The following is a 23679-nucleotide window of genomic DNA, read 5'->3' on the forward strand; positions in this document are numbered from 1 at the left end:
AGAAGCCAAACTTACTCGAAGGGGTAGCGCACACCCAACTGCCGCCTGATTTCGTCCATCCAGGCCAAGGTCGCTAGCGTCTCGGCATGGGGCACAACCGGACTTTCGATCAGGCCGCCGCGCGCGCAGGCTTGAGTCTCCTCGATCTCGGACTCAAAGCCGTTGAAGCGCAGCGGCGCGTGAACCTGCAGCGGCGGCTCACCGTGGCGGTGCAAGAAGGCCTGCGTGGCAGAGGAGAATTCGCCGTTCAAGCTGATGTGGCCGCGCTCGCCAAAGATACGCAAGCCGTTGTCGGCAAAGCCATCTACCGCGCAAATGAATTGCGAGCTGAGGCCGCCGGGGAAGTTCAACATGCCGCAGACGCGTTGATCGACGCCCGTTGGTGCCAGCAGGCCGCTGGCCTGAATCGAGAGCGGCTCCGGGCAAGCGCCCAGCGCTTGTTGCAAGACCCAGCGCGTCATCGTCAAGTTGTAGATGCCGATGTCCAGCAAAGCGCCGCCGGCCAGGACCGGGTCGTAGACACGGCTGCTCGGGTCAAACGGCGCGTTGAAGCAAAAACTTGATTGAATACCGCACAGGCGGCCGATGGCCTGCTCCTGCAGCCAGGCTTGCACGATCTTGTAGACGGGCAGAAAGCGCGTCCAGACCGCCTCCATCAAGAAGACTTGACGCTGCCGCGCCAGCTCGACCAAAGCCTCGGCCTGCGCCAGATTGGGCACCAGCGGCTTCTCGCACAGCACGGCCTTGTTGGCCAACAAACATTGGCGCACCAAGTCACCATGCTGGGCATGGGGAGTGGCAATGTAGACACCGTCGAGCTCGGGCTGAGCCAACAAACCGGCCAAGTCAGCCACAGCCTGCGCCGGCACATGGCCGGGCTCGGCAGCAGCGTCGGCAAAGCCTTGAGCCCGGGCCATATCGCGGCCCAAAACCCAGCGCAACTCGGCCCCGGCAACATGAGGCAAGGCGGCGGCGAAGCGGCGAGCGATCCCGCCCGGGCCGATCACGGCCCAGCGGAAGGCACTCATGCAAATCCGCTCAAATAACCCGCCAACTCAACTGCCCTTGAGCTGCGCCTTCAGAGCTTTGCCTTCGGCACGCTTGACTCTTGTGGCGGCGCGCTGATAGACCTCTTCGGCCTTGGCACGCAGCTCCACGGCCTTGGCGAGCGCGGCTTGGTACTTCTCGATCGTGTAGGTGTTCTCGGTACCGATGTAGACGCTGCGCCCACTGGGCGTCTGGCCATAACGCGGCAAAGACACGGCGAAGCTGCAATCGCGCACGCGGCTGCTGGCACGTTGCCTGACGATGGGTCCGGAGATACCAACCGGCAGGTCATTGCCCTTGTTGCCACTCGGTTTGCGCTGCAGCCTTGACGGGGCCGGCAGTTTGGCAATCCGACTCAGCAATTCCTTGGTCGCCAAGGCCAGGGCAGCAGCAGCGCCGCTACCGTCTTGCGAATGGTCGGAATAGAGTTTTGTGCCACCGTATCGCAATTGCCAACCATGTGTGCTCTGGTGGTCAATGCGCTGGATGCACTGCGGGACGGCGAATTGTTCGCCGCTAAAAATGACAATATCACGTGTTTTCATGAGATTCCTCAAAACGGCTGATGAACCCCCCTAGTTTGTAATTCTACGGCCTATTGTTCATTTTTGTGCAAGTCATAACGCGATTAATAACCGGTATATCGCGTACTAGTTCCGGAACAAACAACTCCATCACACGTAACTGAGCACCACAACGGCTGAAAACAGAGTTGCGTGACCACAACATTTGCTTGGAGGCAGGCGTGCCGGTGGCCAGCAACCACTGCTTTTCCATCTGCCGGCGCGTGTGCCCGTAACGCGCCAAACGCCGGGGCTGCAACTCGCTGCGATGCACGCGCCTATCGCTGTAGAGCAGGTCTGCAAGTGGTCTTGGGCCAAGGCCCTTCAGAGCTCGCCAGGGGCCGGCCAGGGCGCTGGCATGCAAGCTGGAGCGCGCCCAGACCAAGGGCCGACCATCGACCCGCAGAATGACCTCGCGCACTAGGGTGCAGCCGCGCCGGGGCCGACCCAAGGCGTCAAGCTCACGCGCCCGCAAGGGAGCAATGCGTTGACTCAGGAGTTCGACCTCGAAGCGCTCGCCTAACTGAGCCAAGCGACGGCTCAGTGAACCGGGCGCACGTAGCCAGGCGCGCAGGCTGTTACGACTCGCAATACCCATAGCGGAGCGGCAGACTCAGGCGCCGAACTCGTCACCCAATTCGCGGGCGCGCTGACCGGCCGCCTTGACCCCGCGCTGAATCGCCTCGGCCACGCCGTCGGCCTGCATGCTGCTCAGCGCAGCGTAGGTCGTGCCGCCCTTGGACGTCACACGCTCGCGCAGCGTGGCCGGGCTTTCACTGGACTGCTGCGCAAGTGCCGCAGCCCCTGCACAGGTAGCGAGCGCTAACTGGCGAGCCTGCTCAGCGCTCAGACCCAGCTCAACGCCTGCCGCCATCATCGCCTCGATGAAGTAGAAAAAGTAGGCCGGGCCGGAGCCGGATAAGGCGGTCACCGTATCCAGATCGGTTTCCTGCTCCACCCACAAGACATCGCCGGTCGGGGCCAAAATCTGCTCGACCAAAACCTTGTCGGCGGCGCTGACCTCGGGGCGCGCGTAGAGGCCGGCAATGCCTTGGCCAATCAGCGCCGGCGTATTGGGCATGGCCCGCACGACCCGCGCCGCGCCGGTGGCACGCACCAGCGTCTCACTGCGTATGCCTGCCATCACCGACAGCTGCAAGGCCCGCGCCACGTAAGGGGCGCAAGGGGCGGCAGCCTCGGCAAACAACTGCGGCTTGACGGCCCACATCAGCAAATCGGCCGATGCCAGCGACGAATCCGCCGCCTCCAAGGCCTTCAATCCAAAGTCGGCCGCTAACTTGGCGCGCTGCGGCTCATAGGGCTCGACCACGATCAATCGTTCGAGAGGATGGCCGGCCTTGAGCAGGCCGCCGATGATGGCGCTGGCCATATTGCCGCCGCCGATGAAGGCAATCGCTGGCTGAGTCATAGCGGGTCCGCTTGGCGGTCAGTTCGACGCAGCGGCCGATGCCGCCACAGGCGCTTCGGCCGGTGCGACGGGGTTGCGCTGCACCACCACGCCGGGCGACAGCGAGATGTCATTGGCCACTGCGACCTTGGTGACGAAATGCCGGGTCTCACCGAAGCAGCTGGTCGGCAGGCCGACCTTCTCCTCGTAATGCAGAGTGACGCGCTTGCCCATCACCTCGGTCAACTCGGCCGCGATTGCATCATCCATGGCGGTGAACTGAAACTTCTCCACCGTCGCGCTACCGGGGATGGACACCAGCGCCAGCTCGCCCTCCCAGGTCTTGCAGATCCAGCCCTTTTTGGACAGCTTTTGAATCCAGCCGGCGCGTTCACCCGAGGAGTAGCTCCAGTTCAGCGCGATATAGAAATAGCCAAAGGCCAACAGGCCGAGCAGCAGCAAGGCCAGCAAAATTCTCTTCAAGGTCATGGCTATTCAATCGGGGGAGGGACGGGGTTTCAGGGCGCCTTGGCGGCCGGAGCCGTCGAGCCGATCGGGAATTTTACAAAAGCCGCAGCCAAGGCCCGGTTGATGGCCGCCTCGGTCTGTTCAGGTGTCAGGTGATCGGAAACGGTACCGGTCACAACACCTTCCCAGACCATTTGCTTGCGCACGGCGTCAACGACGTCGATATTGAGCGTGCCTTCGGTGTATTGGGACACGCTATTCATATCGCGGTAGTAAGGCCAGGGCGCATACAGGCCGCCGCGATAGCCGTAATAGCCGATGCCATAGCTGGGGCCGGGCGAGACGCGCAGCTTCTCACTCAGGCTCGCGTTGAAGTTGATCAGCAACTGGGGCGCGGCAGCGTCATAGCGCAGGCCCCGAGCCTCCAGCTCACGTTGGGCCGAGGCTTTCAGCTGGCCCGAAACAATCGTCTGGTAGCCGCTGCGGTCTGTACCCAAGGGGCTGACAAAGGCGAAGGTCTTGTATTGGCCGAAGTCGGCCGACCTGTCCATTTCCACCTGCACCTGCGGGCCGGTCGCGCAGCCACTCAGTCCGAGTCCACCAAGGCCCAGCGTTAGGGCAAAAGTAAGGCGGAGCAGGTTTTTGCAATTCTTCATGGCGATCTCCAAGTGAGCGGTACACGCGCTGGCTGTGGCTCCCCTTTGTCAGGGGGCCGAACCAGCCGGTTTAGATATTAGCGCTTCGGCCAGCGCATCAGAAAGCGGGCCCAAGCAGCAGATAGAAGCTGCTCGGCCCATTGAAGGCGCGGCCATAGCCAAAATAGAGCGGGCCGACAAAGGTATCCGTGCCGACGAAAACAGACGCCGACCGCTTCCAAGCATCCGAATTGCTTTGAATCATGGGGCTGCCGATGCGCCCCATTTCAAGCGACAGGCCGCCATACAGCCCCTCCAGCAACTTGCCCTGAGAGAGGCGGCGGTAATACATCAGACGGCCCAGCGTCATTTCTTGACCCAAGAGCTGGCTGGGGGCGTAACCGGACAAACGCAAGAACCCGCCCAGCTTCAAGCTGTCATAGCCGGGAATCCGCTCGCCGCTCAACTTGCCGCCGCCATACAAGCCAAGGTTGAAAGTGTCCTCTCCGAAGGAGTACGCCGCAATGACGCTGCTCTCCCATTTCGAGTACGCAAAGTCGGCGCCGAGACTGGGATTGGAGTTGTACAGATTGGCGCGAAAATGCCAGCCATTGCGCGGAAACAGCACGCTGTCCAAGCGGTCCATGACCAAACTGGCCTGTACGCCGCCGGTCTTCACACGGCTGGGCTTAGGGCCCAGCAAATCATCGCCGGTATCGAGATCTTGCCGCAGGCGGCCGCTCACCATACCCAGTCTGAACGTCCCGTACTGGTAAAAATTACGCCCGATGTCGAGGCCGACCTGCCCCGAAACGAGCGAATAAATGGCCCGTTTACGGTCGCCCTCGTAGATGGATACCAAGCGTTGGGACAGGTCCAGCGTCGGCGCAACAAACCAATTCTTGCCGGCCTCAAACGGTTGATAGAACTCGGTACGCAGCCGGTTATTGCCGCCCATGCTGATGTCGGTACGCCATTCCGCGCCCATGGTGTTGATCCAGGTCTTGCGCACCGAGGCCAAGAGATTGGCATTGGTCTCGCTACCAAAATCGCTGTCAAGGGCAATGCCGACACGCAGATAGGTCGGCCCCCAAGACTTCTCCATGGCATCGATCGCCAGCACGCGGCGCTCGCCATCTCTGAGGGTTCGGTAATTCACATGCTCGAAGTCGCCGGTGCCATAGAGCCGGCGCATATCGGCATCCAGCTCTTCCTGGTCGATCGGCTCCTTGACGGTCGTCTGCATCACCTTTTGCGCTTCCGCCGGATTGACGCGCTTCAGATTGACAAAGCGGATCTCGTCCACTGGCATCAGATCGGCGGGTACCGGCGCACTTTGCTTGCGGCGCAGCGCAGCATATTCTTCCGCCGGCACGGAGTAACGGCTCAACTGCTCGGCTACCTTGCGAGCCGCCGCTTCGCCGAGCGGCGAAATCTTGGGCAAATTATCAAAGTCGCCGGTCGAATAATCCCCCAGCTCCGGCGAAATCAAGATGTCACCGGGCTTCAGCGAGGCAATCGAGGCCTGCACGTTTTGCTCGGTCAAGATGCTCAACATCTGCCCGGCCACACCGAAGATGCTGCTGAGCTGCTCGCGCTTGAGCAAGGGTGTGCCGACGTTGACGGCGATCACCACATCGGCACCCAGCTCGCGCGCTGCGGCGACCGGCAGATTGCTGGTCAGCATGCCGTCCACCAGCATCATGCCGTTGATCTCGGCCGGCGCCACCGCGCCGGGCACCGACATGCTGGCCCGCATCACATTGGCCATATCGCCTTCGCCGAACACCACCGCCTTGCCCGTCACCAGATCCGTGGCGACGGCGCGAAACTGAATCGGCAAGTCGTCAAAGCTGCGATAACCGCGCACCTTGGAGAGCTGCCGCAACACCGTTTCCAGTTGCACGCCCGAAACCGCACCCTTGGTCAAGGAGGCCTCGGCCGAGCCCAGGCCGATTTCCGGGCCGATGTAGTTGGCATGATCATCGGCCTTGCGGCGCATCGTCATTTCCAGCCGAGGAGGCTTCTCCTTGAACAGCTTGGCGACCGTGATGTCGGCATTGACCGCGTCCATTTCATCCACGCTCATGCCGGTCGCATAGGCGCCGCCCACCAGCGCACCCATGCTGGTGCCGGTGATGCAGTGGATAGGCACATGCAGCTCTTCCAGCACCTTCAGCACGCCGGTATGCGCGGCCCCGCGCGCGCCGCCGCCGGACAGCACCAGGCAAATCTTCGGGCGTTTGACCGGCAAGGCGTCGGCCGCAACAAGCGGCGTGGCAAGCGGAGTTTCAAGCGGAACAACAGCCGCTTCGGCGGGCTGAGCGAGGGCCAAGCCCGGCGCGGCAAGCAAGGTCAGTGCTGCGGCGATGGCCAAGGGATGACGCAGGGCTGGACTCATAAAGAACAAGGCTCTAGGTTAAGGCTTGGCGGCCGAGGATGCGGCGGATGTCGGCTCGGACTTGGCTTCGGCAATTCGAATGCGGCGCGAGAAATCGGCCGCAGTGTCGGCCGCCTGGGCGCGCCGGTTGACATGAGCCCGCGCCTGCAACTCTTCCAGGCTCAGCCCGTCCGTCACCAAGCGGTCTTGCTCATACAAATATTCGGGCACATGACCGCTGGCCAGCACTTTCCAGTTGAAGGGCAAGGTGTTGGGGTTGATGCGGGCATTGACCCACATATTGGTGGTGCAGTTGGTCGTCAGGCTGTTGTAGAAGGCCGGCGTTTCCTTCAACTCATTCATCTGCCTGATGTACTCCAGGAACAGGCGCCGCACGCCCTCGGGGCTGGCCTTGACCCGGTAGACAAAAACGTCCTCGGGCGGGTCCTTGCGGTAATTGGTGCGCAGCCGGATCACATCGCGCTCATCGGCCACGACGTAAAACAATTCGTACTGCCGGAAGAAGCCCTTCAGCGTCGAGTAGCCCTCGCCCTTCTCGGTACGGGTTTCGATCGAAAACGCCAGATGCTGATCGTCGGCAAAAGCAAAGCTGAGAAAGACATGGGCAATATGCGGACCCATCCAATAGGTGCTGACGACGTCCACACCCTCGAGCTTGTTCAGGTCAAAGCGCCGCTCATAGTGAGCCGGCGTGAAGTCATGCTCGCTACGGTAGTCAAAATTGCGGATGTTGTGCACGGTGACGAAATTGCCGTCGACCGTGGCAAAAGGCAAGACCGCGACCTCAGGCCGCCAATCCCTGTCGTTAGACGGCTGCAGATTGACATACCAATACAGCTGCGCCGCAAACAGCAGCCCAAAGCCGGCCACCGCCCACCAACGCAGGCGGTGCCAAGCCGGCAGCAGTTGCGCCGTCAGGGTCAGCAAGGTGACCAGGCACAGCACCGCCAACAAGGCATAGCGCTGAGATGCCGGCGCCGGGCCGGCAAACCAAAACGCCATCGCGCCCCAGGCGGCGCACAGCAGCAGCAGCAAGGCCAGCAAGCCGCGGCCCAGATTTTCAATGACGGTCATCGCCAGGCTCCGATGAAGAAAAGCTTCGTACCTGGCGAACCCTTGCGCCGCACTTGCAAAAAAAGCTTACTTGGCAGCTGCGCGCTCGACGTTGATGGCGATCGCTTCGGTGAAGGCAGCCCGCACTTCATCACCGACCTTCAGCTTGGAGATGTCAATGCCTTCGGGCACGGCCAGCGAGAAAGTGCGAGTAGCGCCGCGCAGCGTCGCGATGCGATCCTTCTTGTTCAATCCTTTCAACACGGCCAGCACTTCGACAGTCCGACCGGCGGCCATGCCTGGCAGAGCACCGGAAGCGGCAACAGCGGCGCTGCTGGACTCCACGCGCTGGCGAATGCCGGTAGCCTCAACCTTTTCCAGCTTGGCCGCTACGGCGGCCATATAGCGCACCACCAACTCGTCGCCGGCGCGCACCTGGTCAAAATTCTTGATCTCGGCCGGCACCGAGATGGTCTGGGTCTCGCCCTTAGGGCCACGCAGCGTGGCCGTACGTGCAGCTTGGTCAACCTCGATCACGGTGGCACGAACCACCACTTCACCGGCCATCAAACGAGCACCGGGAGCGCTGGCAGCGATGCCGGCGGCGGCAACTTGCGCGTTAGCGGCAAAGGGCAGAGCCAGGGTCAATGCGCAAGCCAAAGCGATACGTGAAAGACGAGTCATTGCAAGTTCTCCAATAGGTTGACGGGTTTGAATCCAAGCTCATGGCAGCAGCGCTGCGTCCCATGAGACAGCGCATTCTAGGCATTAGCTTGTGACATGTTTGGCGGGCCCGCCAAAAAACTGCTGCACTTTAATTGCGTGCGTCCTTAGGTTTATTACCCGAGGCATAGTCATTCTTCGCGCCGGCGAAGGCCGGGCGTGGCTGGTGCGTCATGAACTCAGCCACGTCGATGGCGTCTTGATCGCTGAGCGAGCCGCCCTGACCGAGCGGCATATTGTGTTTGATGAAGCCGGCCGCCGTGTAGGTGCGCGCCAAGCCGGCACCGATGTTGTAGGACGCTTCACCCCAGACCGGCGGGAACACATAGCCACCGGCCGGGTTTTTGGTGCCGGCGCCGTCCACCGCGTGGCAGACAGCGCATTTCTCGGCATAGATCGCCTTGCCATGAGCAGCATCGGGGATCAGCTTGGTGTCAACCTTGCCCATGCCCCGCCCGGCCACCTCGGTGCCGGTAGGTACGCCGTTAGACAGCCAGCGCATATACATCAGGATGGCGTTCATTTCTTTCGAGTCAAAGGCCAGGGCCTTGCCATTCATCGAGCGCTCAAAACAGTCATTGACCCGCTCCTGCAGCGAATTGATGCGGCCGCCGCGCGCGCGGAACTCCGGGAACACACCCCACAAGCCCACATAGGGCGCGGCCCCCGGCGTGGTGCCGGCCGCCAAATGGCAGTTGCTGCAGTTCAGGCCGTTGCCGACATGTGCGGGCAACAACTTCTGGGTGTCGGTGATCAGCGTCTTGCCCAGCTTGATCGCGTCGCCGGCCGGGCCGCTAGGGATGCTGGCCTCGTCGGGGAGCTTGAAGGCCGGCGGCTGGGCTGCGGCCTGCGCGGCTGCGGTCAGCAGCAAACCCATGAACAGCGCGCTCATTACAGGGGCGCGACAGCGACGGGTCGAGTAAGCAGTCATGGCTAAACCCCTTTTGGCAGTGGCAGGCACAGCATAAGCGCGTTTGTTGCGCTTTGGCGGCGAATCGTAAGGGGCAAGCTTCACGGAAACCCGGTTTGAACCGCTGGCGCGCACAGGCCCAGCGGCGACAATCCGTCGCCCATTGCCAAGCCCAAGACCAAGCCAGCGCCCCCGTTCCCGATGAGCCAAGACGACCAGCATTTTGAGATGTGGTGGGACTGCCCCCACTGCCACGCCACCGGCCTGCTCGGCCTGACGCACCGCCACTGCCCTCATTGCGGCGCGGCGCAGGATGCCAGCCGGCGCTACTTTCCGCCCGAAGGCAAAGAGATCGAAGCCAAGCATCACCGCTACGTCGGCGCTGATTGGCAATGCGGTTACTGCGGCAGCCCCAACGCCGCCAGCGCCAAGTTCTGCATCAACTGCAGCGCGGGCCAAGATGGCAGCAAACCGGTGGCTCTGGTTCACGAAGGCGCCGACCAAAGCAGCCCACGCCCCTTGGCTGGCAGTGGAGCCAGCGCCGGCGCTGCTGCGACAAGCTCAGCGCCGCGCGCCCGGCATTGGCCCTGGGGCTGGCTCTTGGGCGCTGTGTTGCTGGCCCTGCTGGCCAGCGCCATCACCGCTTATCTGATGACACGCGACAATGAGGTCAGCCTGGTGGCCAAGTCCTGGGAGCGCAGCATCGCCATCGAGCGGCTGAACGAGCTGCGCGACTCCGATTGGTGCGATCAAATGCCCAGCGACGCCTATGGAGTGTGGCGCTCGCGTGAGCTGCGCTCGCACCGACAAGTGGCCGATGGGCAGACCTGCAGCAACGAAAGGGTCGACAACGGCGACGGCAGCTTCCGCTACCAAAAATCATGCATCACCAACTACCGCCAAGAGCCGGTCTATGACATGCGCTGCAGCTACAAAGTGCTGCGCTGGCGCACCGATAGGCAGGTCGTGGCCAATCAACTCAGCCATCCCGAGCCCACTTGGCCGACAGTCGATCTGCCCAGCCGTTTGTTTCAAAGCAAAAAAGTCGGCACCGAACGGCAAGGCGCTCAGACCGAACGCTATATGCTCAGCTTGCAAGGCCAAAGACTGCAAGACAGCTGGACTTGTACCGTCAAACCGGAGGTTTGGGCCAAGCTGAGCGTGGGCGCGCAGCTGACGCTGCCGGTACGGCTGCTTGGCGGCGCCGCTTGCGAGCGCCTGCATTGATAGCGGGCGCATAAGCTTCTAACAACTTTGTTGTTTAGAAAAATCCGCGCACTCTTTACAGTGCGCGGATGCCATCAACGCCTGCATCCATATCGGCCATCTCGGCCATCAAAAGCCCTGGCCTCGCCTCGCGCGGCTGGGTTGCGCTAGCGACTGGCCTGCTCTTGGTCGAGGCGCTGCTGGTGTTCGCTTGGACCCACCCGGTTCAGGAAGGCCGGCCGGCTCAAGCGTGGGCTGCGCTGCAGGCGCTCTGGATGATGGAAGTGGGCGGCGTGACGCTGGGCACGGTCGTGATGGTTGGCTTTGCGGCGCAGATCGTCGACGGCGCGATGGGCATGGCCTACGGCTTGTTGTCCACCAGCTTCTTGCTCAGCATCGGCGTGCCGCCGGCGGTCGCTTCGGCCAGCGTGCACATTGCCGAAATGGGCACCACCGGCGCCTCAGGCCTGGCGCACTGGCGTGCCGGCAATGTCAACGGGCGCCTGTGGCGCCGCCTGGTGCTGCCGGGTGCTGTTGGGGCGCTGCTCGGCGCGGCCCTGCTCTCGCAAATCGACGGCAAGGCCTTGCGACCCTTTATTGATGGCTATTTGCTGCTGGCCGCCTTGTGGCTGTTGGCCCAGGCGCTGCTCAAGCACAAGGTGCCGGCAAGCGACGCCAGCCCTTCACACAAGGCCACCGGCCTGGCGGCCAGTGCGGGCGGCTTTTTGGACGCGGTGGGCGGCGGCGGCTGGGGTCCGGTCGTCACCGGGAGCCTCTTGAGCCGCAGCGCCGACGCGCGCCGCATCATCGGCACCGTCTGCGCCGCCGAGTTTGTGATTGCCACCGTCACCGGCGTAGCGCTGGCCTTTGCGGTAGGCCTGATGCACTGGCAAATCATCGCCGCTCTGCTCTTGGGCGGCGTGATTGCCGCGCCGCTGGCGGCCCGCATGTGCGGCCTCTTGCCGCAGCGTGCGCTGCGCATCGCCGTCGGCCTGCTTTTGCTGGGCCTGTCGCTGCGGTCTTTGTGGAAAAGTTTCGCCGCTTAGGATGCTCTGCATAACTAAGCGCGAGTGGGTGCACACGCCGCTCGGAGCTATGCAGAGCCTCCCTTAGCGTCAATACACCTCGTGAATCAGGCGGAACGGGTAGTCGGGCTCCACATAGTCACCGCGCTTTTGGCGCTTGGGCAGTTTGACCTTTTCCTGCGGCAAGGTCTCGTGCGGGATGTTGCGCAGCACATGCTGAATGACGTTGAGCCGGGCGCGGCGCTTGTAGTCCGAGGGCACCACATACCAAGGTGCCCAAGAGCTGTCGCTGGCCTTGAACATATCGTCACGAGCGCGCGAGTAGTCAAACCAACGGCTATAGGACTTGAGGTCCATCTCAGTCAGCTTCCATTGCTTGCGGCCGTCTTCGATGCGGTCGGTCAGGCGGCGTGTCTGCTCCTCGGGGCTGACCTCCAGCCAATACTTCAGAAGAATGACGCCGGACGAGACCACCGCCTTCTCGAACGCCGGCACCGTGTTCAGGAACTCTTGCGTCTGCTGCTCGGTGCAAAAGCCCATCACCCGCTCGACGCCGGCGCGGTTGTACCAGCTGCGGTCAAAGATCACCACCTCGCCGGCCGCCGGCAGATGCTTCACATAACGCTGGATATACATCTGACTCTGCTCGCGCTCGGTCGGCGCGGGCAGCGCCACCACACGGAACACCCGCGGGCTGACCCGCTCGGTCAGCGCCTTGATAGTGCCGCCCTTGCCGGCGCCGTCGCGGCCCTCGAACAAGATGCAAACCTTCAAACCCTTGTGCTGCACCCATTGCTGCAGCACCACCAACTCGGCGTGCAGCTTTTCAAGCGCGTCGTCATAGTCGCGTGCGCCCATGGTCTTGGGTTTGCTCTCGGCTGGCGTGTCGGCCAAAGCCGCCATGGCGCTGCTCGCCACGACCTCGTCAAGCGCAGCGCCGCTCGCATGGCCCGCGGCGCTTCTGATTCTCTTCTTGCTTGCCATCTTCATTCCCTGCTGTTGGAGGTCACGGCTCAAAGGCCATGGCCAGGACGGCCTCATCAAGCCTCGGGAGCGCCCAGGCGGTCACCAAAGCGCTCACGTAGACGTTCCACCACCTGGCCCACCAGGGCGAGCGCCTGCTCGGGGCCAAGCGCCTCAATGGCCTTGGCTTGATCCGAGTAATGCAGCATCAAGAGCCCACGCAGTTTGCCAAAGGCGGCCGGCTTCTCCTTGCCGCAGACACTGATGTCACCGTGCAAGACACGCTCCAGCGCTCCCGGCGTTGCCAAGGGCAGCTCGCACATCAAAGCCAGCGTGACGATCTCTTTGTCGATCTCTTCGAAATGCATGGCCCAGCGGCCGCTGCGGTAGTCGGGTTCCAAGCTCATTGCTAACTCCCATGCTCATCGCTACACGTTGATCAGAGCCTCTACTGTAACGGCCAATACCGATGGCGCTACGTTGAGATGCTGAGGTAGCATGCGCCGAAATAAGTCGCTGGAGAGTATCTTGCCCAATATCCGGATGAAGTTATCGCCCGCTCAAGCGGCAACAATCTCCGCGCTTTGGCTGCTGGCCCTACCGGCCCAAGCCTCGGGGGCTCATAGTGGCCCCATGGTGGACACGATCGCCAACGCGATGTCCTGGTTCGTGATCTGCGTGATCCCGATCGCAGCCTTGGCGGCGTTCTGGATGGTGCATGTGATGCCGGAGAAGATTGCGCACAAGCGCCACCACCCGCAAACCAAAGCGATCCAGGTCTTGTGCCTGTTGTCGCTGGTCTTCGGCGGCTTGTTGTGGCCCTTGGCTTGGCTGTGGGCCTATACCAAACCGGTGTCTTACCGCGCGGCTTACGGGACCGACAAGCATGAGGACTACCACTTGGAGATGGCCCAGAAGCTGCGCGACGGCCTGCTCTCGGAGGACGAACGCCGCCATCTGCGCGACGAGCTCGACGTGATGCACAGCAAAGGCGCACTGGCACCTGAGTTGAAGAGCTTGCGCGACGAGCTGCACGCCCTCGAGGCCGGCCGCGTGACTACGGAGGCTAAAGCCTGATGGACGCCCTGCTGCTCGGCATTTACGCCTTCTTCGTCTGGTTGATTTTCTTCAAGTTCAAGTGGCTGCCCTGGACCACCACCTCGCAAGTGATCGTGGTGACGATTCCCATCGTGGCCTTGACCACTGCCATCATGCTGCTCAATGTGTTCGCGCCGTCGAGCAGCGATGTGCGGGTGATCAAGTACGTGATCAATGTGGTGCCGCAGGTCGGCGGGCGGGTCATCGACGTCCCCATTGAGCCGAACCGGCCGGTCAAAAAGGGCGATGTGCTGTTCCGCATCGACCCGACCAATTACGCGCTGACCGTGCGCGCGCTGGAGGCCCAACTGGCCAATGCCCAGGCCAACTCGCGCGAGTTGGATGAGCAGGCCGGCGGCGCAGCGGCGGGCGTGGACGCCGCACGCGGCGGCGTCAAGCAGGCCGAGGCACGCATCCGCGAGGTGCAGGTGCGCATGGAGCTGGCGCGCCGGCGGGTCGCCGAGAACACCGAGCTGGTGAAGACCGGCGCCGGCGACCGCTTCACGCTGGAAGCCGCCGAAACCGACGCCAAGGCCTTGGAGGCGCAACTCGACACCGCGCGCGGCGTGCTGGCCCAGTCACGTGCCGCCGAGGCACAGGCCTTGGCCAGCCAGCGGCAGATTCGCCAGCGCATCGGCGGCAAGGTCGGCGATGAGTTTGCACCAGTGGCGCAGGTGCGCGCCCAGCTGGAAAACGCGCGCTGGCAATTGGCGCAAACCGTCGTAACGGCCCCCGCCGACGGCTACGCCATCAATGTGCAGCTGCGCCCGGGCAGCTTCACCGCCGCCTTCCCGATCACGCCGGCGCTGACCTTTGTCGAAAACACGACCCAGGTGATCGCCCTCTTCCATCAGAACGAGCTGCATCAGGTGCAGCCCGGCAACGAGGCCGAGTTCATCCTTCCTACCCACCCCGGCCATGTCTTCAAGGCCAAGGTCGATTCCATCGTCTGGGCGCAGGGCCAGGGTCAGGTCGGCAACAGCACCCAACTGCCAACCACCGGCTATGGCCCGATCGCGCCAGGGCGCTTTCCGGTCAAGTTGATCGTGGATGCGGCCGATGCCGACACCTTCCTGGCCGCAGGCGCGATCGGCGACGGCGCCATCTTCACCGACGGCATGGCGCCACTGCACATCTTGCGCAAGGTCTTGCTGCGCGTCAGCACCAAGGTCAACTACCTTGTGTTGAAGCTGCATTGAACGGGCTGCCCGCGATGAAATTCACCCTCACCGGCATCACTTCAGCAGCCGCCGCTCTGCTGCTTGGAGGCTGCACACTGCAAAGCCCGCCCAGCAGCAGCCAACTCGCCGAACTCGAACTGGCGCATGCCAAAGCTCCGCAGGAATGGCGCGCAGGTGGTTCGGCGGGCAAGCTCGAAGCCGGCTGGTTGGCAAGCTTCAATGACCCGCGCTTGAACGCCTTGGCCGACGAAGCGCTGGCCTATAACCAGGACTTGCGCGTGGCGGCCAGCCGGGTCGAGATCGCCGCTGTGGCGCTGCAAGCGGCCGGCGGTGGGCTCTACCCGGAGGTCAATCTGCTCGGTCGCAGCGGCGGCAAGGTCAATAACGGCGGCAGCCAGCTGTCCGGCCTGATCTTGCAGGGCTCCTGGGAAATCGACCTTTGGGGGCGTTTGCGTTATGGCCAGGCCGCCGCCGATGCGCAATACCAGTCGGCCCAAGCCGACCAGCGCTTCGCCAGTCAGTCGCTGCTGGCCACGCTCGCCAAGGCCTGGTTCCTGGCCGCCGAAGCGAGCCGCCAGCTGGGCCTCAACACCGAGATGCAGCAAGCCGCTGAAAAGCTGGCCCAGCTGGCCGAGGACAGGCGCCGTGTCGGCGTGGGCTCCGAGGCCGAAGTGGCTTTGGCCCTGGCCAATCTGCACGGCCTGCGGGATGGTGGCGAGCAGATCAAACTGTCTTTGAGCCAATCGAAGCGGGCCTTGGAAATGATCTTGGGCCGCTACCCGGCGGCCGAGATCGAGCTGCCGACCGAGCTGGCCAGCCTGCCGCCGTTGCCGCCAACAGGTCTGCCGTCCGAGTTGCTGGAGCGCCGGCTGGATGTGATCGCGGCCGAACGCAAGGTCGCAGCCGCCTTTGCGCGCAGCGGCGAGGCGAGCGCGGCGCGCCTGCCCAGGCTGTCGCTGACGGCGGCGTTGTCCACGGTGTCGAGCAGCATCTTCGTGCTGCAAGAACGCGACCAACCCAGTTTTGGCGCCGGCGCCTCGGTGCTGGTGCCGCTCTTGAACGGCGGCCAGCTGCAGGCCCAGGTGGAGCTGCGCGGCCTTGAACAAAAGCAGGCGGCAGCGGCCTTTGCCGCAATAGCGCAACGAGCCTTCAATGAGGTCGAGACGGCGCTGGCCAATGAGGCCGCGCTGGCCAAACGCGAGCCCTTGCTGCGCCAGGGCTTGAGCGAGAACCAGCGCGCCCTGGGTCTGGAACATGAGCGTTATCAGGTTGGCTCGCGCGATCTGCGCAGCGTCCAGCAGCAGCAACTGGAGACGCTGGGCGCCAGCATGAGCTTGCTGCGACTGCAATCGGAGCAGCGCCTGCAACGCGTACAGCTGCATCTGGCGCTGGGCGGCGAGGTGTTGGGGCCTAAGTAGGCCGCAGTTTGCGGCCGCGTCGATCGGGTCTTGCCGTACTTCGTCAGACGCAACCGTACTTCATCGGTCGGCCGCGCCCTGGGCCCACAGCGGGACGGATGATGCGGCCATCTACCAACAGCTGGAGCGCTTGATGAGGACCGAAAAACAGACAGGCCGATTGATGGGAGGGCTCTTGTTGACCGCTATGTTGCTGGGCCTGTGGAACAACTTCGGCCTCACCACTGCTATCTTCGCCGAACCGGGCTGGCTCCAAAACGGCGCGCAAGTGCCCGCGCTGTTTGGCGCCAGCGCGGTGCTGGGCATCGTCACCAGCCTGATGATCATGGCCGCCGCCATTCTGGCCTGGCCCATCCTGCGCCAGACCAGCCCTTCGCTGGCGCTTGCCTATGTCATGCTGAGCGCCATCGTCGTCGCGACCAGTGCGGTGGAACAGGCGAACTTTCTGGCCATGCGCGCCCTGAGCCTGCAATACGCGAAGAATCCGGGGCTGGACCCGGCGCTGTTCGAAGTGATGCGCGGCATGGTCGGGGCCGCCCGCCACGGCATCCACTACATCGACAAGCTGATCGGCGGCACTTCGGTTTTTGTGTTGTTCCTGGCCCTGTTCCGCTCCAACTTGGTGCCGCGCATCATCCCGGCAATCGGGCTGGTGGCCGCACCCATTCAGATGGTGGGCATTTGCTCGGCGCTGTTCATGCAGCCCATGAACCTCGCCGTGCTGGCGCCGATCGCCTTGATGCTGCTGGTCTTGAGCCTGACGCTGCTGCTCAGAGGCTTCACGCCCAAGGCGCTGGCTCGCCCCGCCTAAGCTCGGCTCACAGCAAGGCCGCCAAGTAACGCAGGCCTTGCTGCGTGATGAAGGCAAAGACATAGGGCGGTTCCTGCAGGACGAAAAGGCTCTGAACCACCTTAGCCCGTCCACGCCGAAGCGGCATGAAACGGCGGCGGCGATGCGGGCTATGGCCTGGCTGTTGCTGACGACTGCGTTCCTTGTCGTTGGCGTTCTTGAGGTCGGCGCAGCCCACCTTCATGGGCCCAAAGCCACCTCGGATGGAATGCAGCTGGCTTTTGAAAATCTAGTCGAGCAGCCACCTAAAACGAGCGTGAGCGGATATGCTGAAACAAGCGCCGTCATGCAAAACCCCTGTGACCTGCAACACTGAAATCAGAAGTCGCTGTCCACGCGATGCACCGCACTCTGCCGCGTTGCGAATGCTTGCGATGCCACTTGGCATCGCTGTGCTTCGCGCCTTGCATTGCACGCTGCCTCGCGCGTCCCTCGACTCCCATTTCAGCGTTCCAGGCCACTAGCCGTCTCGACTTCATGGACATGCAAGCAAGCCAAAGTGCCAGGGAAACGCAGCCACAGCAAGGCAAGACCACGACATTTCGGCTCTATGCCGGCGCCAGCACCATTGTCCTGATCGCGCTGCTGGCCGCCCTCTATGCCGCTTGGCATCTGCGCCAGGAGATGGAGGCCCGGCTGAACGGCGGCACCCAGCATCTGGCTCGGGCGTTGGAGGGTACGTTTGATGGGCTGATCGACACCTTGGACGTTGCCCTGCAGGCCGCAGCCGATGAGATCGAGCATCAGCAGGCCGGCGGCACGCCGGACCCGCAAGAGATTACCGCGCTGCTGAGCCGCCAGCAGCAGCGCGTGCCCCATGTGGCATTCTTGCGAGCCACGGACGAGTTCGGTCAGGTGATCTACGGCCTGGATGCCCCGTCGACCAAGGCCTCCATGGCCGACCGCGAGTTTTTCGTTCACTTGCGTGATGACGCCAGCCTGGGCCTCTATGTCGCCAAGCCCGTCGTCGGCCGCATTGACAAGCGCTTGCTGTGGACCTTTGCGCGCCGCATCAAGCGTGCGGACGGCGGCTTCGGCGGCACCGTTTACGCGTCCATCGCACTGGCTGACTTGGAGCAGATGCTGGCGCAGATCAAAATGGCGCCCGGCGGATCGATCGCCTTGCGCGACCGGGATTTGGGCTTGATGGCGCGGCAGACCTTTGGCCACGACAACCCGATTGCCTTGGGCACACGACTATTGTCTGAACCCGCCTTGCAGGCAATGCGGCTCAAGCCCGAAGAGGGCAGCTATATCAGCGATGGCTCCAGCCTCGATGCACTGAGCCGCAGCTATTCCTACCGGCGCAGCCAGAAGTATGGCTATCTGGTCAACGTCGGGCTGGCGCGTGAGCAAGAGCTGGGACATTGGCGCACCCAGGCCTTGATCCTCGGCGCGCTGGTCGCGGCCCTCGCCTTTGCTTTGTTCAAGCTGGTGCGGCAGATGAATCTGACCATGCGGCAGCAGAACGAATTCATCGCTTCGATGCAGGCCAAAGAAGCCGCCTTGCGGGCTGAACACCAGGCCTTGATGGATGCCGAAGCGCAGCATCTCAATTTGCTGAGAAAGCTCGATGCAGGCATCGTCGTCCACGCCCCCGACACCCGCATCCTTTTCAGCAACGCCCGCGCGGCCGAGATTCTGGGTCTGTCCGATGAACAGATGCAGGGCCGCATGGCGATTGATCCGGCCTGGTGCTTTCTGGACTTAGCGGGCGTGATCTTGCGGCCCGAGCAATACCCGGTCAGCCTGGTGATCCAAACCGGTGAACCCTTGCGGGATATGGAGTTCGCCATCAAGAAGCCGAGCCAACAATCACTGACCTGGGTCTCGGTCTCGGCCTTTGCCGACCTGGATGCGCAGGGGCGCATCGACAAGGTGGTGGTGAACTTCTATGACATCAGTGCCCGCAAGGCGGCTGAATTCGTCTGGCGTTTCGCCTTTGAAAGCGCCGGCGATGGCGTCTGGGACCTCAATCTCGAAACCGAGGAGGCCCATTACTCTCAGCGCTACCAGGAAATGCTGGGTTATGTAGACGGCGAATTTCCGCGCACCCATCAGGCCTGGATGGAGCTGATCCACCCCGACGACAAGCCCCGCTTGCTGCAGATCATCGACGACTATCTGCAGCGACGCAGCGAGGCCTATGCGGCGGAGTACCGGCTGCGCTGCAAGAACGGCGACTACAAGTGGATTTATGCGCGCGGCAGCGTGGTCAGCCGCAGTGCCGAGGGGCAGCCGCTGCGCATGGTCGGCACCCACACCGACATCAGCGCCCTGAAGGCGGTTGAAGAAAAAATCTGGCTGCAGGCCAACTACGACGGCCTCACGCATCTGCCCAACCGGCAGCTGTTCCATGATCGGCTCGAGCAGTTAATCAAAAAGGCGCAGCGGGACCAAGAGCGCGTTGCGGTGCTATTCATCGATCTCGACCACTTCAAGGAGGTCAACGACACGCTGGGTCACGATGTTGGCGATGAATTGCTGGAGGAAGCCGCCTTGCGCATCAAGGACTCGGTGCGCGACTGCGACACCGTGGCCCGCCTCGGCGGCGACGAGTTCACCGTGCTGCTGCCGGAGCTGCATGACCTGGCCGTGATCGGCGCCCTGGCGCAGAAGATCATCGAACGGGTCTCCTTGCCCTATCTGCTGCGCGGCGCCGAACTTCATGTCTCGGCCAGCATCGGCATCGCCATCTATCCGGACGACGCGACCACGGTGATCGACTTGACCAAGAACGCCGACCAGGCCATGTATGTGGCCAAGGGCCAGGGGCGTCACTGCTTCCGTTTCTTCACCCGCGCCATGCAGGACGACGCCTTGCTACATATGGTGCTGGCCAGCGATCTGCGCCATGCCTTGGGCGCCGGGCAACTGACGCTGCACTACCAGCCTATCGTTGATCTGGCCGGCGGCAGCGTCCGCAAGGCCGAGGCCTTGCTGCGCTGGCTGCATCCGACGAGGGGCCAGATTCCGCCGAGTCAATTCATTCCCATTGCCGAAGAGACCGGCCTGATCAACCCGATCGGTGCCTGGGTGATGCGTCAGGCCATCGCGCAAGTTGTCGATTGGAAGCAGCGGCTGGGGGTTGAGCTCCAAATCAGCGTCAACAAATCGCCGGTGCAGTTTCTGGCGGATCAGCATCAGCAGGAAGACTGGCTCATCCTGTTGGAGCAGCTGGGCCTGAGCGGCAGCGACATCGTGGTCGAAATCACCGAGGGCGTCTTGATGGACAACGATATGCGTGTCGCTGCCCGGCTCTTGGAATACCGCGACCTGGGGGTTCAGGTCGCAATTGACGACTTCGGCACCGGCTATTCCTCACTGTCTTACCTGAAGAAACTTGATGTCGACTTTTTGAAGATCGACCAATCCTTCACCCGCAATCTGGCGCCGGATTCGCACGACCTGTCGCTGTGCGAAGCGATCGTGGTGATGGCGCACAAGCTGGGCATACAGGTCATCGCCGAGGGCGTCGAGACCGAGGCGCAAAGAGACCTGCTGCGCCAAATCAACTGCGACTTTGCGCAAGGCTATCTGTTTGCCAAGGCGCTGCCGGCCCTGGAGTTCGAGCAGCTGTTCTTGCAGCCAGCGCCGGCTCGGTAGCGGGGCTTATCTCAGGTGGCCTTACGCGGCCTGCAGCCGGCGAGCCCGCCTGCGCTTATGTGCACCCCAGGCCACATGGCCGAGCCAGAACAGCAGCAAGCCCAATATCAGCAGCGCCGGGACATTCAGCAGGCCGGACTTTTGCACCGCCTTCGGGAAGACCTGCTGCTGCCCCAGGAAGAGCGAATTGGCCGCGATGAACAAGGCCACCGTCATGCGCCAAAGATGGCGGGCAAGCCGCGTGGCGCCAGTGACGCCGCGATTCAAGATCAAACGCAGGTCACCGACTGCCGCCAAACTACCGATGATCATGAACATCACAAAGGCCGCGCCCGGCTGGCCATCCAGCATGCCGCGCGGATTCTGCGAGGCCAGCCAGAAGAAGTAGGCGCCCGCAACGGTGACGCTCAAGGAGGTCAAAAGCAGGCCGTAGTCGAAGCGTCCGATCTGGCCCGGCTTGCGCTTGACCGCCATCCATGAGCTCAAGACCAAGTAGAAGGTCAGGATGCCGGCAATCACCGAGGCCCGCTCGGGCGTCGGCAAAAACGGCGCCACGACGGCACCGATGCCGGACATGATCAGCATCGAAGCGACAAAGATCTTGCCGATCAGGCGGTGCAGGTCGGTGCCCTTTCGGCACACAAAAGCGGCCGTACCAGACAAGAGGCCGACGCTGCCGGCGCCGATGTGCAGGTAGAGCACCGCTGCAGCGGCGGCGTGAACCAGGGCGGAACTCTCGGGGGCGATGTAAAGGACGGTCATTTTTTAATAACTCCGTAATTCAGAGGATTGCGTCTATTGCGCTGTTTACTTGGGCTGCCGCTCGAAGAAGGCCCAGATCATGGCCGGGCCGTTCGGCTCCATCGGCGAGGGGCCCAAGAGCCGCGGGCGCTTCGAGTAAGGCTGCGGCAGGCCGTGCCCTCCGCCGTGAATGCTCACCAGTTCCACCTCGGCCTTGCCACCCTGGCTCCAGAGGTTCTGCTCAACGCGCACACCCTCGGCGACGGTTTGCTCGCTGGTCTGGGGTGACCCGGTCAGCTGAGCCCAATCGGCGAAATACTGTGCCGAAGCACGTGAGGAAACAATCGGGCCGCCCTTGTAGAACAGACCCAGCAGACTGATCTCGCCGCCGGCATAGGGCACCAGCGGGTCCTCGCTGCCGTTCATGATCATCACCGAAGTGGCTTTTTGCGCCGCCGGCTGGCATTGGAAGTTCTCAGGCGCCGGCACATTGGCGACCACGGCGGCCACGGCCTTGTAGCGGCTAGGCTGCTCCAGCGCCAAACGCATCGCCATCGAGCCGCCGTTGGAAACGCCGGTCGCAAACACGCGCGCCGGGTCGAGCGACAGCTCGGCGACTAGCTTATCGACCAGCGCGGCCAAGTAGCCCACATCGTCGCCTCTGACGCCGTTCAGCTCCTTGTCACCGATGCGGCTGCAGTCGTTCCAGTCGGAAGCGAAGGACTTGGGGTAGACGAGGGCGAAGCCATGCTGATCGGCCAGGCGCTCGAAGGCGTAGCCGGTGCCGATGCGGATTCGGCCGGGGCCTTCACCCGAGCCATGCATCACCAAGACCAGCGGCGCGCCTTTGGGCAAGTCCTTAGGCACATAGGTCCGGTAGCCGCGCTTGACGCCGGCCACGTCGATCTCGCCCTTGCTCAAGTTGCCGGACAGCTGCGGCAGTTCCGGATCAGGTGTGTAAAGAAAGTAGGCGAACAGGCCGGCCAGCACGGCCAGCAGGGCGAGTAGGCCCAAGAAGCCTCGCAGCAGGAATCGGAGAATTCTTTTCATAACCGTGCTTCTTGTGTATTGACGGGGCCGACTGTGCCCTTGTAGCCCGCTCGTGGCCAAGCGACGCCGGACCGGCGACGGCCTTGCCGGGACGAGCGACGCCCCGCAACGACCAATTGCAACCAATCGCGCTGGCATTAACTTTCCCGATTCGGGCGCCGCTCGTCCCGCCGCATCGTGCCTGAAAGCCTGCGCATCGTCGCTCGTCCGAGAGCCTGCTTGGACGAGCCGACGGCTCAACACAATGGCCCTGTCCTTAGAAATTTAACCACCCACTTTACCGAGAGCCCGATCATGAATACGCCTTTCATCTCCCATCGCGGCAGCCGCAGCATCGTCAACGCTATCGCCGCTCTGACCTTGTTCAGTACCTTGGGCACGGCCCAGGCCGCCGTCTTCAAAGATGCGCAGCTCGAGTCACTGCAAGATGCCGGCAAGTTTGTCGAGCTGGAGCAACTCGCCCAGACCCGTTTGAAGGCCAACGCCGCCGATGCCGAGGCCAGCGCGGCTTTGTCCTTGGCTCTGAGCTTCAGCGACGCCGGCGACGGCAAACGCCTCGAAGCCGGCGCCAAGCAGGCCAAGCTGTGCGTCGAGCAGCACCCGAACATGGCGGTTTGCCATGTGGCCTCGGCGCAGAGCCTCGGTTTGCAGATGATCAATATGGGCATGGCCAAGGCCATGCGCAATGTGGGGACCTTGAAAGAGTCCTGGATCCGCGCACTGGAGTTGGACCCCAGCAGCTTCACGGCCCGGGTGCAGCTGGCCAAGCTCTATCTGACGGTGCCCGGCATGATGGGCGGCAGCGTGTCCAAGGCCAAGGAGCTGGAGGCCGCCGTGCGCAGCAGCCAGCCCGAAACGGCGCGCATCATCCGCGTCAATATTGCCGCCGAAGACAAGAAATGGGCCGAAATGGAGAGCGAGTTGCTGGGCGCCAAGCCGAGCAAGGATGGCGCCATGCAGGACGAGCTGCGCGAAGCCACCATGCAATTGGCGCGAGTCTTTTTGAAGGACAACAAGGATTTGGCCAAAGCCAAGAGTCTGTATGAAGGCCTGCACCGCGATCAGCCGAACAAGGCCAGCGGCAGCTATGGCCTGAGCCGGGTCTTCGCCGCGCAGGGCCAAATGGACGAGGCGATTCGCCACCTGGAGCGGGCCAGGACGCTGAACGGCGCCGACGAATTGCCCGTCGACCACCGCCTCGGTGACGCCTATCTGGCCAAGGGCGACAAGGCGCAGGCCAAGGCCGCATACGAGCGCTTCATTGCCAACAAGCGGGCCAACCCGGCCAATGTCGAAGACGCTCGCAAGAGCCTGGCCAAGCTCGGCTGAAGGG

22 protein-coding genes are annotated in these 23679 nt (G+C 62.9%); 8 read left to right on the plus strand and 14 right to left on the minus strand.

Annotated elements, in window-relative coordinates:
* Positions 1–11: 11 nt before the first annotated feature.
* The 10 genes from LNV08_RS05695 to LNV08_RS05740 form a co-directional block, all read right to left on the minus strand.
* Positions 12–1028 (minus strand): Gfo/Idh/MocA family protein, encoded by a 1017-nt coding sequence (locus LNV08_RS05695; protein ID WP_263532702.1) that lies wholly within the window; start codon positions 1026–1028, stop codon positions 12–14.
* Between the two features lie 27 nt (positions 1029–1055).
* A complete protein-coding gene (locus tag LNV08_RS05700) occupies positions 1056–1592 on the minus strand; it encodes a hypothetical protein (RefSeq protein ID WP_263532703.1) in 537 nt (178 codons plus the stop codon).
* A 43-nt stretch (positions 1593–1635) separates the two neighbouring features.
* Positions 1636–2208 (minus strand): chorismate--pyruvate lyase family protein, encoded by a 573-nt coding sequence (locus tag LNV08_RS05705; RefSeq protein ID WP_263532704.1) that lies wholly within the window; start codon positions 2206–2208, stop codon positions 1636–1638.
* Positions 2209–2223: 15 nt separating this feature from the next.
* Positions 2224–3039 (minus strand): pyrroline-5-carboxylate reductase, encoded by an 816-nt coding sequence (gene proC, locus LNV08_RS05710; RefSeq protein ID WP_263532705.1) that lies wholly within the window; start codon positions 3037–3039, stop codon positions 2224–2226.
* Between the two features lie 18 nt (positions 3040–3057).
* Entirely contained in the window at positions 3058–3507 is a 450-nt protein-coding gene (locus tag LNV08_RS05715; protein WP_263532706.1) for a hypothetical protein, read from the minus strand.
* A gap of 29 nt (positions 3508–3536) precedes the next feature.
* Complete coding sequence (locus LNV08_RS05720; RefSeq protein ID WP_263532707.1) at positions 3537–4142, minus strand: DUF4136 domain-containing protein; 606 nt, start codon at positions 4140–4142, stop codon at positions 3537–3539.
* A 97-nt stretch (positions 4143–4239) separates the two neighbouring features.
* Positions 4240–6522: a patatin-like phospholipase family protein gene (locus LNV08_RS05725; protein ID WP_263532708.1), complete on the minus strand. Its 2283-nt coding sequence runs from the start codon at positions 6520–6522 to the stop codon at positions 4240–4242.
* Between the two features lie 18 nt (positions 6523–6540).
* Positions 6541–7596: a DUF4105 domain-containing protein gene (locus LNV08_RS05730; protein ID WP_263532709.1), complete on the minus strand. Its 1056-nt coding sequence runs from the start codon at positions 7594–7596 to the stop codon at positions 6541–6543.
* Positions 7597–7662: 66 nt separating this feature from the next.
* Entirely contained in the window at positions 7663–8259 is a 597-nt protein-coding gene (locus LNV08_RS05735) for a hypothetical protein (protein WP_263532710.1), read from the minus strand.
* A 130-nt stretch (positions 8260–8389) separates the two neighbouring features.
* A complete protein-coding gene (locus LNV08_RS05740; RefSeq protein ID WP_263532711.1) occupies positions 8390–9190 on the minus strand; it encodes a c-type cytochrome in 801 nt (266 codons plus the stop codon).
* Between the two features lie 219 nt (positions 9191–9409).
* On the opposite strand from LNV08_RS05740, the gene LNV08_RS05745 reads away from it, so the two are divergent.
* Both LNV08_RS05745 and LNV08_RS05750 read left to right on the plus strand, forming a co-directional pair.
* On the plus strand, positions 9410–10435 hold the full coding sequence (locus tag LNV08_RS05745; RefSeq protein ID WP_263532712.1) for a hypothetical protein: 1026 nt from the start codon (positions 9410–9412) through the stop codon (positions 10433–10435).
* 68 nt (positions 10436–10503) lie between these two features.
* Entirely contained in the window at positions 10504–11460 is a 957-nt protein-coding gene (locus LNV08_RS05750; RefSeq protein WP_263532713.1) for a sulfite exporter TauE/SafE family protein, read from the plus strand.
* Positions 11461–11529: 69 nt separating this feature from the next.
* On the opposite strand, the gene ppk2 is transcribed toward LNV08_RS05750, so the two are convergent.
* Complete coding sequence (ppk2, locus tag LNV08_RS05755) at positions 11530–12342, minus strand: polyphosphate kinase 2 (RefSeq protein WP_414858691.1); 813 nt, start codon at positions 12340–12342, stop codon at positions 11530–11532.
* A 137-nt stretch (positions 12343–12479) separates the two neighbouring features.
* On the minus strand, positions 12480–12809 hold the full coding sequence (locus tag LNV08_RS05760) for a hypothetical protein (RefSeq protein ID WP_263532714.1): 330 nt from the start codon (positions 12807–12809) through the stop codon (positions 12480–12482).
* 91 nt (positions 12810–12900) lie between these two features.
* Between LNV08_RS05760 and LNV08_RS05765 the strand changes: the two genes are divergently transcribed.
* From LNV08_RS05765 to LNV08_RS05785, 5 genes are all read left to right on the plus strand, one after another.
* Positions 12901–13479: a DUF3302 domain-containing protein gene (locus tag LNV08_RS05765; RefSeq protein WP_263532715.1), complete on the plus strand. Its 579-nt coding sequence runs from the start codon at positions 12901–12903 to the stop codon at positions 13477–13479.
* Positions 13479–14699 carry an HlyD family secretion protein gene (locus LNV08_RS05770; protein ID WP_263532716.1) on the plus strand — a complete coding sequence of 407 codons (1221 nt, stop codon included), beginning with the start codon at positions 13479–13481 and terminating at the stop codon, positions 14697–14699. Before LNV08_RS05765 ends, LNV08_RS05770 begins: the two co-directional genes overlap by 1 nt.
* Before the next feature lie 14 nt (positions 14700–14713).
* Positions 14714–16099 (plus strand): TolC family protein, encoded by a 1386-nt coding sequence (locus LNV08_RS05775; protein ID WP_263532717.1) that lies wholly within the window; start codon positions 14714–14716, stop codon positions 16097–16099.
* Between the two features lie 133 nt (positions 16100–16232).
* A complete protein-coding gene (locus tag LNV08_RS05780; protein WP_263532718.1) occupies positions 16233–16910 on the plus strand; it encodes a DUF4386 domain-containing protein in 678 nt (225 codons plus the stop codon).
* Positions 16911–17432: 522 nt separating this feature from the next.
* Positions 17433–20555 (plus strand): EAL domain-containing protein, encoded by a 3123-nt coding sequence (locus LNV08_RS05785; RefSeq protein ID WP_263532719.1) that lies wholly within the window; start codon positions 17433–17435, stop codon positions 20553–20555.
* A gap of 21 nt (positions 20556–20576) precedes the next feature.
* Here the strand turns inward: LNV08_RS05785 and LNV08_RS05790 are convergent, their stop codons facing one another.
* Positions 20577–21317 carry a DUF2306 domain-containing protein gene (locus LNV08_RS05790; protein WP_263532720.1) on the minus strand — a complete coding sequence of 247 codons (741 nt, stop codon included), beginning with the start codon at positions 21315–21317 and terminating at the stop codon, positions 20577–20579.
* A gap of 45 nt (positions 21318–21362) precedes the next feature.
* Entirely contained in the window at positions 21363–22346 is a 984-nt protein-coding gene (locus LNV08_RS05795) for an alpha/beta hydrolase family esterase (protein ID WP_263532721.1), read from the minus strand.
* A gap of 294 nt (positions 22347–22640) precedes the next feature.
* Between LNV08_RS05795 and LNV08_RS05800 the strand changes: the two genes are divergently transcribed.
* Positions 22641–23675: a tetratricopeptide repeat protein gene (locus LNV08_RS05800; RefSeq protein ID WP_263532722.1), complete on the plus strand. Its 1035-nt coding sequence runs from the start codon at positions 22641–22643 to the stop codon at positions 23673–23675.
* Positions 23676–23679: the final 4 nt, after the last annotated feature.

The sequence above is a fragment of the Paucibacter sp. TC2R-5 genome (assembly GCF_025717605.1).
GTDB lineage: Bacteria > Pseudomonadota > Gammaproteobacteria > Burkholderiales > Burkholderiaceae_C > Paucibacter_A > Paucibacter_A albus.

Coding starts and splice junctions, on each gene's coding strand:
- LNV08_RS05730 (WP_263532709.1), bottom strand. CDS start 7,596: ATGACCGTCATTGAAAATCTGGGCCGCGGCTTGCTGGCCTTGCTGCTG.
- ppk2 (WP_414858691.1), bottom strand. CDS start 12,342: ATGGCGGCTTTGGCCGACACGCCAGCCGAGAGCAAACCCAAGACCATG.
- LNV08_RS05715 (WP_263532706.1), bottom strand. CDS start 3,507: ATGACCTTGAAGAGAATTTTGCTGGCCTTGCTGCTGCTCGGCCTGTTG.
- LNV08_RS05785 (WP_263532719.1), top strand. CDS start 17,433: ATGCAAGCAAGCCAAAGTGCCAGGGAAACGCAGCCACAGCAAGGCAAG.
- LNV08_RS05695 (WP_263532702.1), bottom strand. CDS start 1,028: ATGAGTGCCTTCCGCTGGGCCGTGATCGGCCCGGGCGGGATCGCTCGC.
- LNV08_RS05745 (WP_263532712.1), top strand. CDS start 9,410: ATGAGCCAAGACGACCAGCATTTTGAGATGTGGTGGGACTGCCCCCAC.
- LNV08_RS05740 (WP_263532711.1), bottom strand. CDS start 9,190: ATGAGCGCGCTGTTCATGGGTTTGCTGCTGACCGCAGCCGCGCAGGCC.
- LNV08_RS05770 (WP_263532716.1), top strand. CDS start 13,479: ATGGACGCCCTGCTGCTCGGCATTTACGCCTTCTTCGTCTGGTTGATT.
- LNV08_RS05705 (WP_263532704.1), bottom strand. CDS start 2,208: ATGGGTATTGCGAGTCGTAACAGCCTGCGCGCCTGGCTACGTGCGCCC.
- LNV08_RS05765 (WP_263532715.1), top strand. CDS start 12,901: ATGCGCCGAAATAAGTCGCTGGAGAGTATCTTGCCCAATATCCGGATG.
- LNV08_RS05720 (WP_263532707.1), bottom strand. CDS start 4,142: ATGAAGAATTGCAAAAACCTGCTCCGCCTTACTTTTGCCCTAACGCTG.
- LNV08_RS05760 (WP_263532714.1), bottom strand. CDS start 12,809: ATGAGCTTGGAACCCGACTACCGCAGCGGCCGCTGGGCCATGCATTTC.
- LNV08_RS05780 (WP_263532718.1), top strand. CDS start 16,233: ATGAGGACCGAAAAACAGACAGGCCGATTGATGGGAGGGCTCTTGTTG.
- LNV08_RS05800 (WP_263532722.1), top strand. CDS start 22,641: ATGAATACGCCTTTCATCTCCCATCGCGGCAGCCGCAGCATCGTCAAC.
- LNV08_RS05775 (WP_263532717.1), top strand. CDS start 14,714: ATGAAATTCACCCTCACCGGCATCACTTCAGCAGCCGCCGCTCTGCTG.
- LNV08_RS05735 (WP_263532710.1), bottom strand. CDS start 8,259: ATGACTCGTCTTTCACGTATCGCTTTGGCTTGCGCATTGACCCTGGCT.
- LNV08_RS05750 (WP_263532713.1), top strand. CDS start 10,504: ATGCCATCAACGCCTGCATCCATATCGGCCATCTCGGCCATCAAAAGC.
- proC (WP_263532705.1), bottom strand. CDS start 3,039: ATGACTCAGCCAGCGATTGCCTTCATCGGCGGCGGCAATATGGCCAGC.
- LNV08_RS05790 (WP_263532720.1), bottom strand. CDS start 21,317: ATGACCGTCCTTTACATCGCCCCCGAGAGTTCCGCCCTGGTTCACGCC.
- LNV08_RS05795 (WP_263532721.1), bottom strand. CDS start 22,346: ATGAAAAGAATTCTCCGATTCCTGCTGCGAGGCTTCTTGGGCCTACTC.
- LNV08_RS05725 (WP_263532708.1), bottom strand. CDS start 6,522: ATGAGTCCAGCCCTGCGTCATCCCTTGGCCATCGCCGCAGCACTGACC.
- LNV08_RS05700 (WP_263532703.1), bottom strand. CDS start 1,592: ATGAAAACACGTGATATTGTCATTTTTAGCGGCGAACAATTCGCCGTC.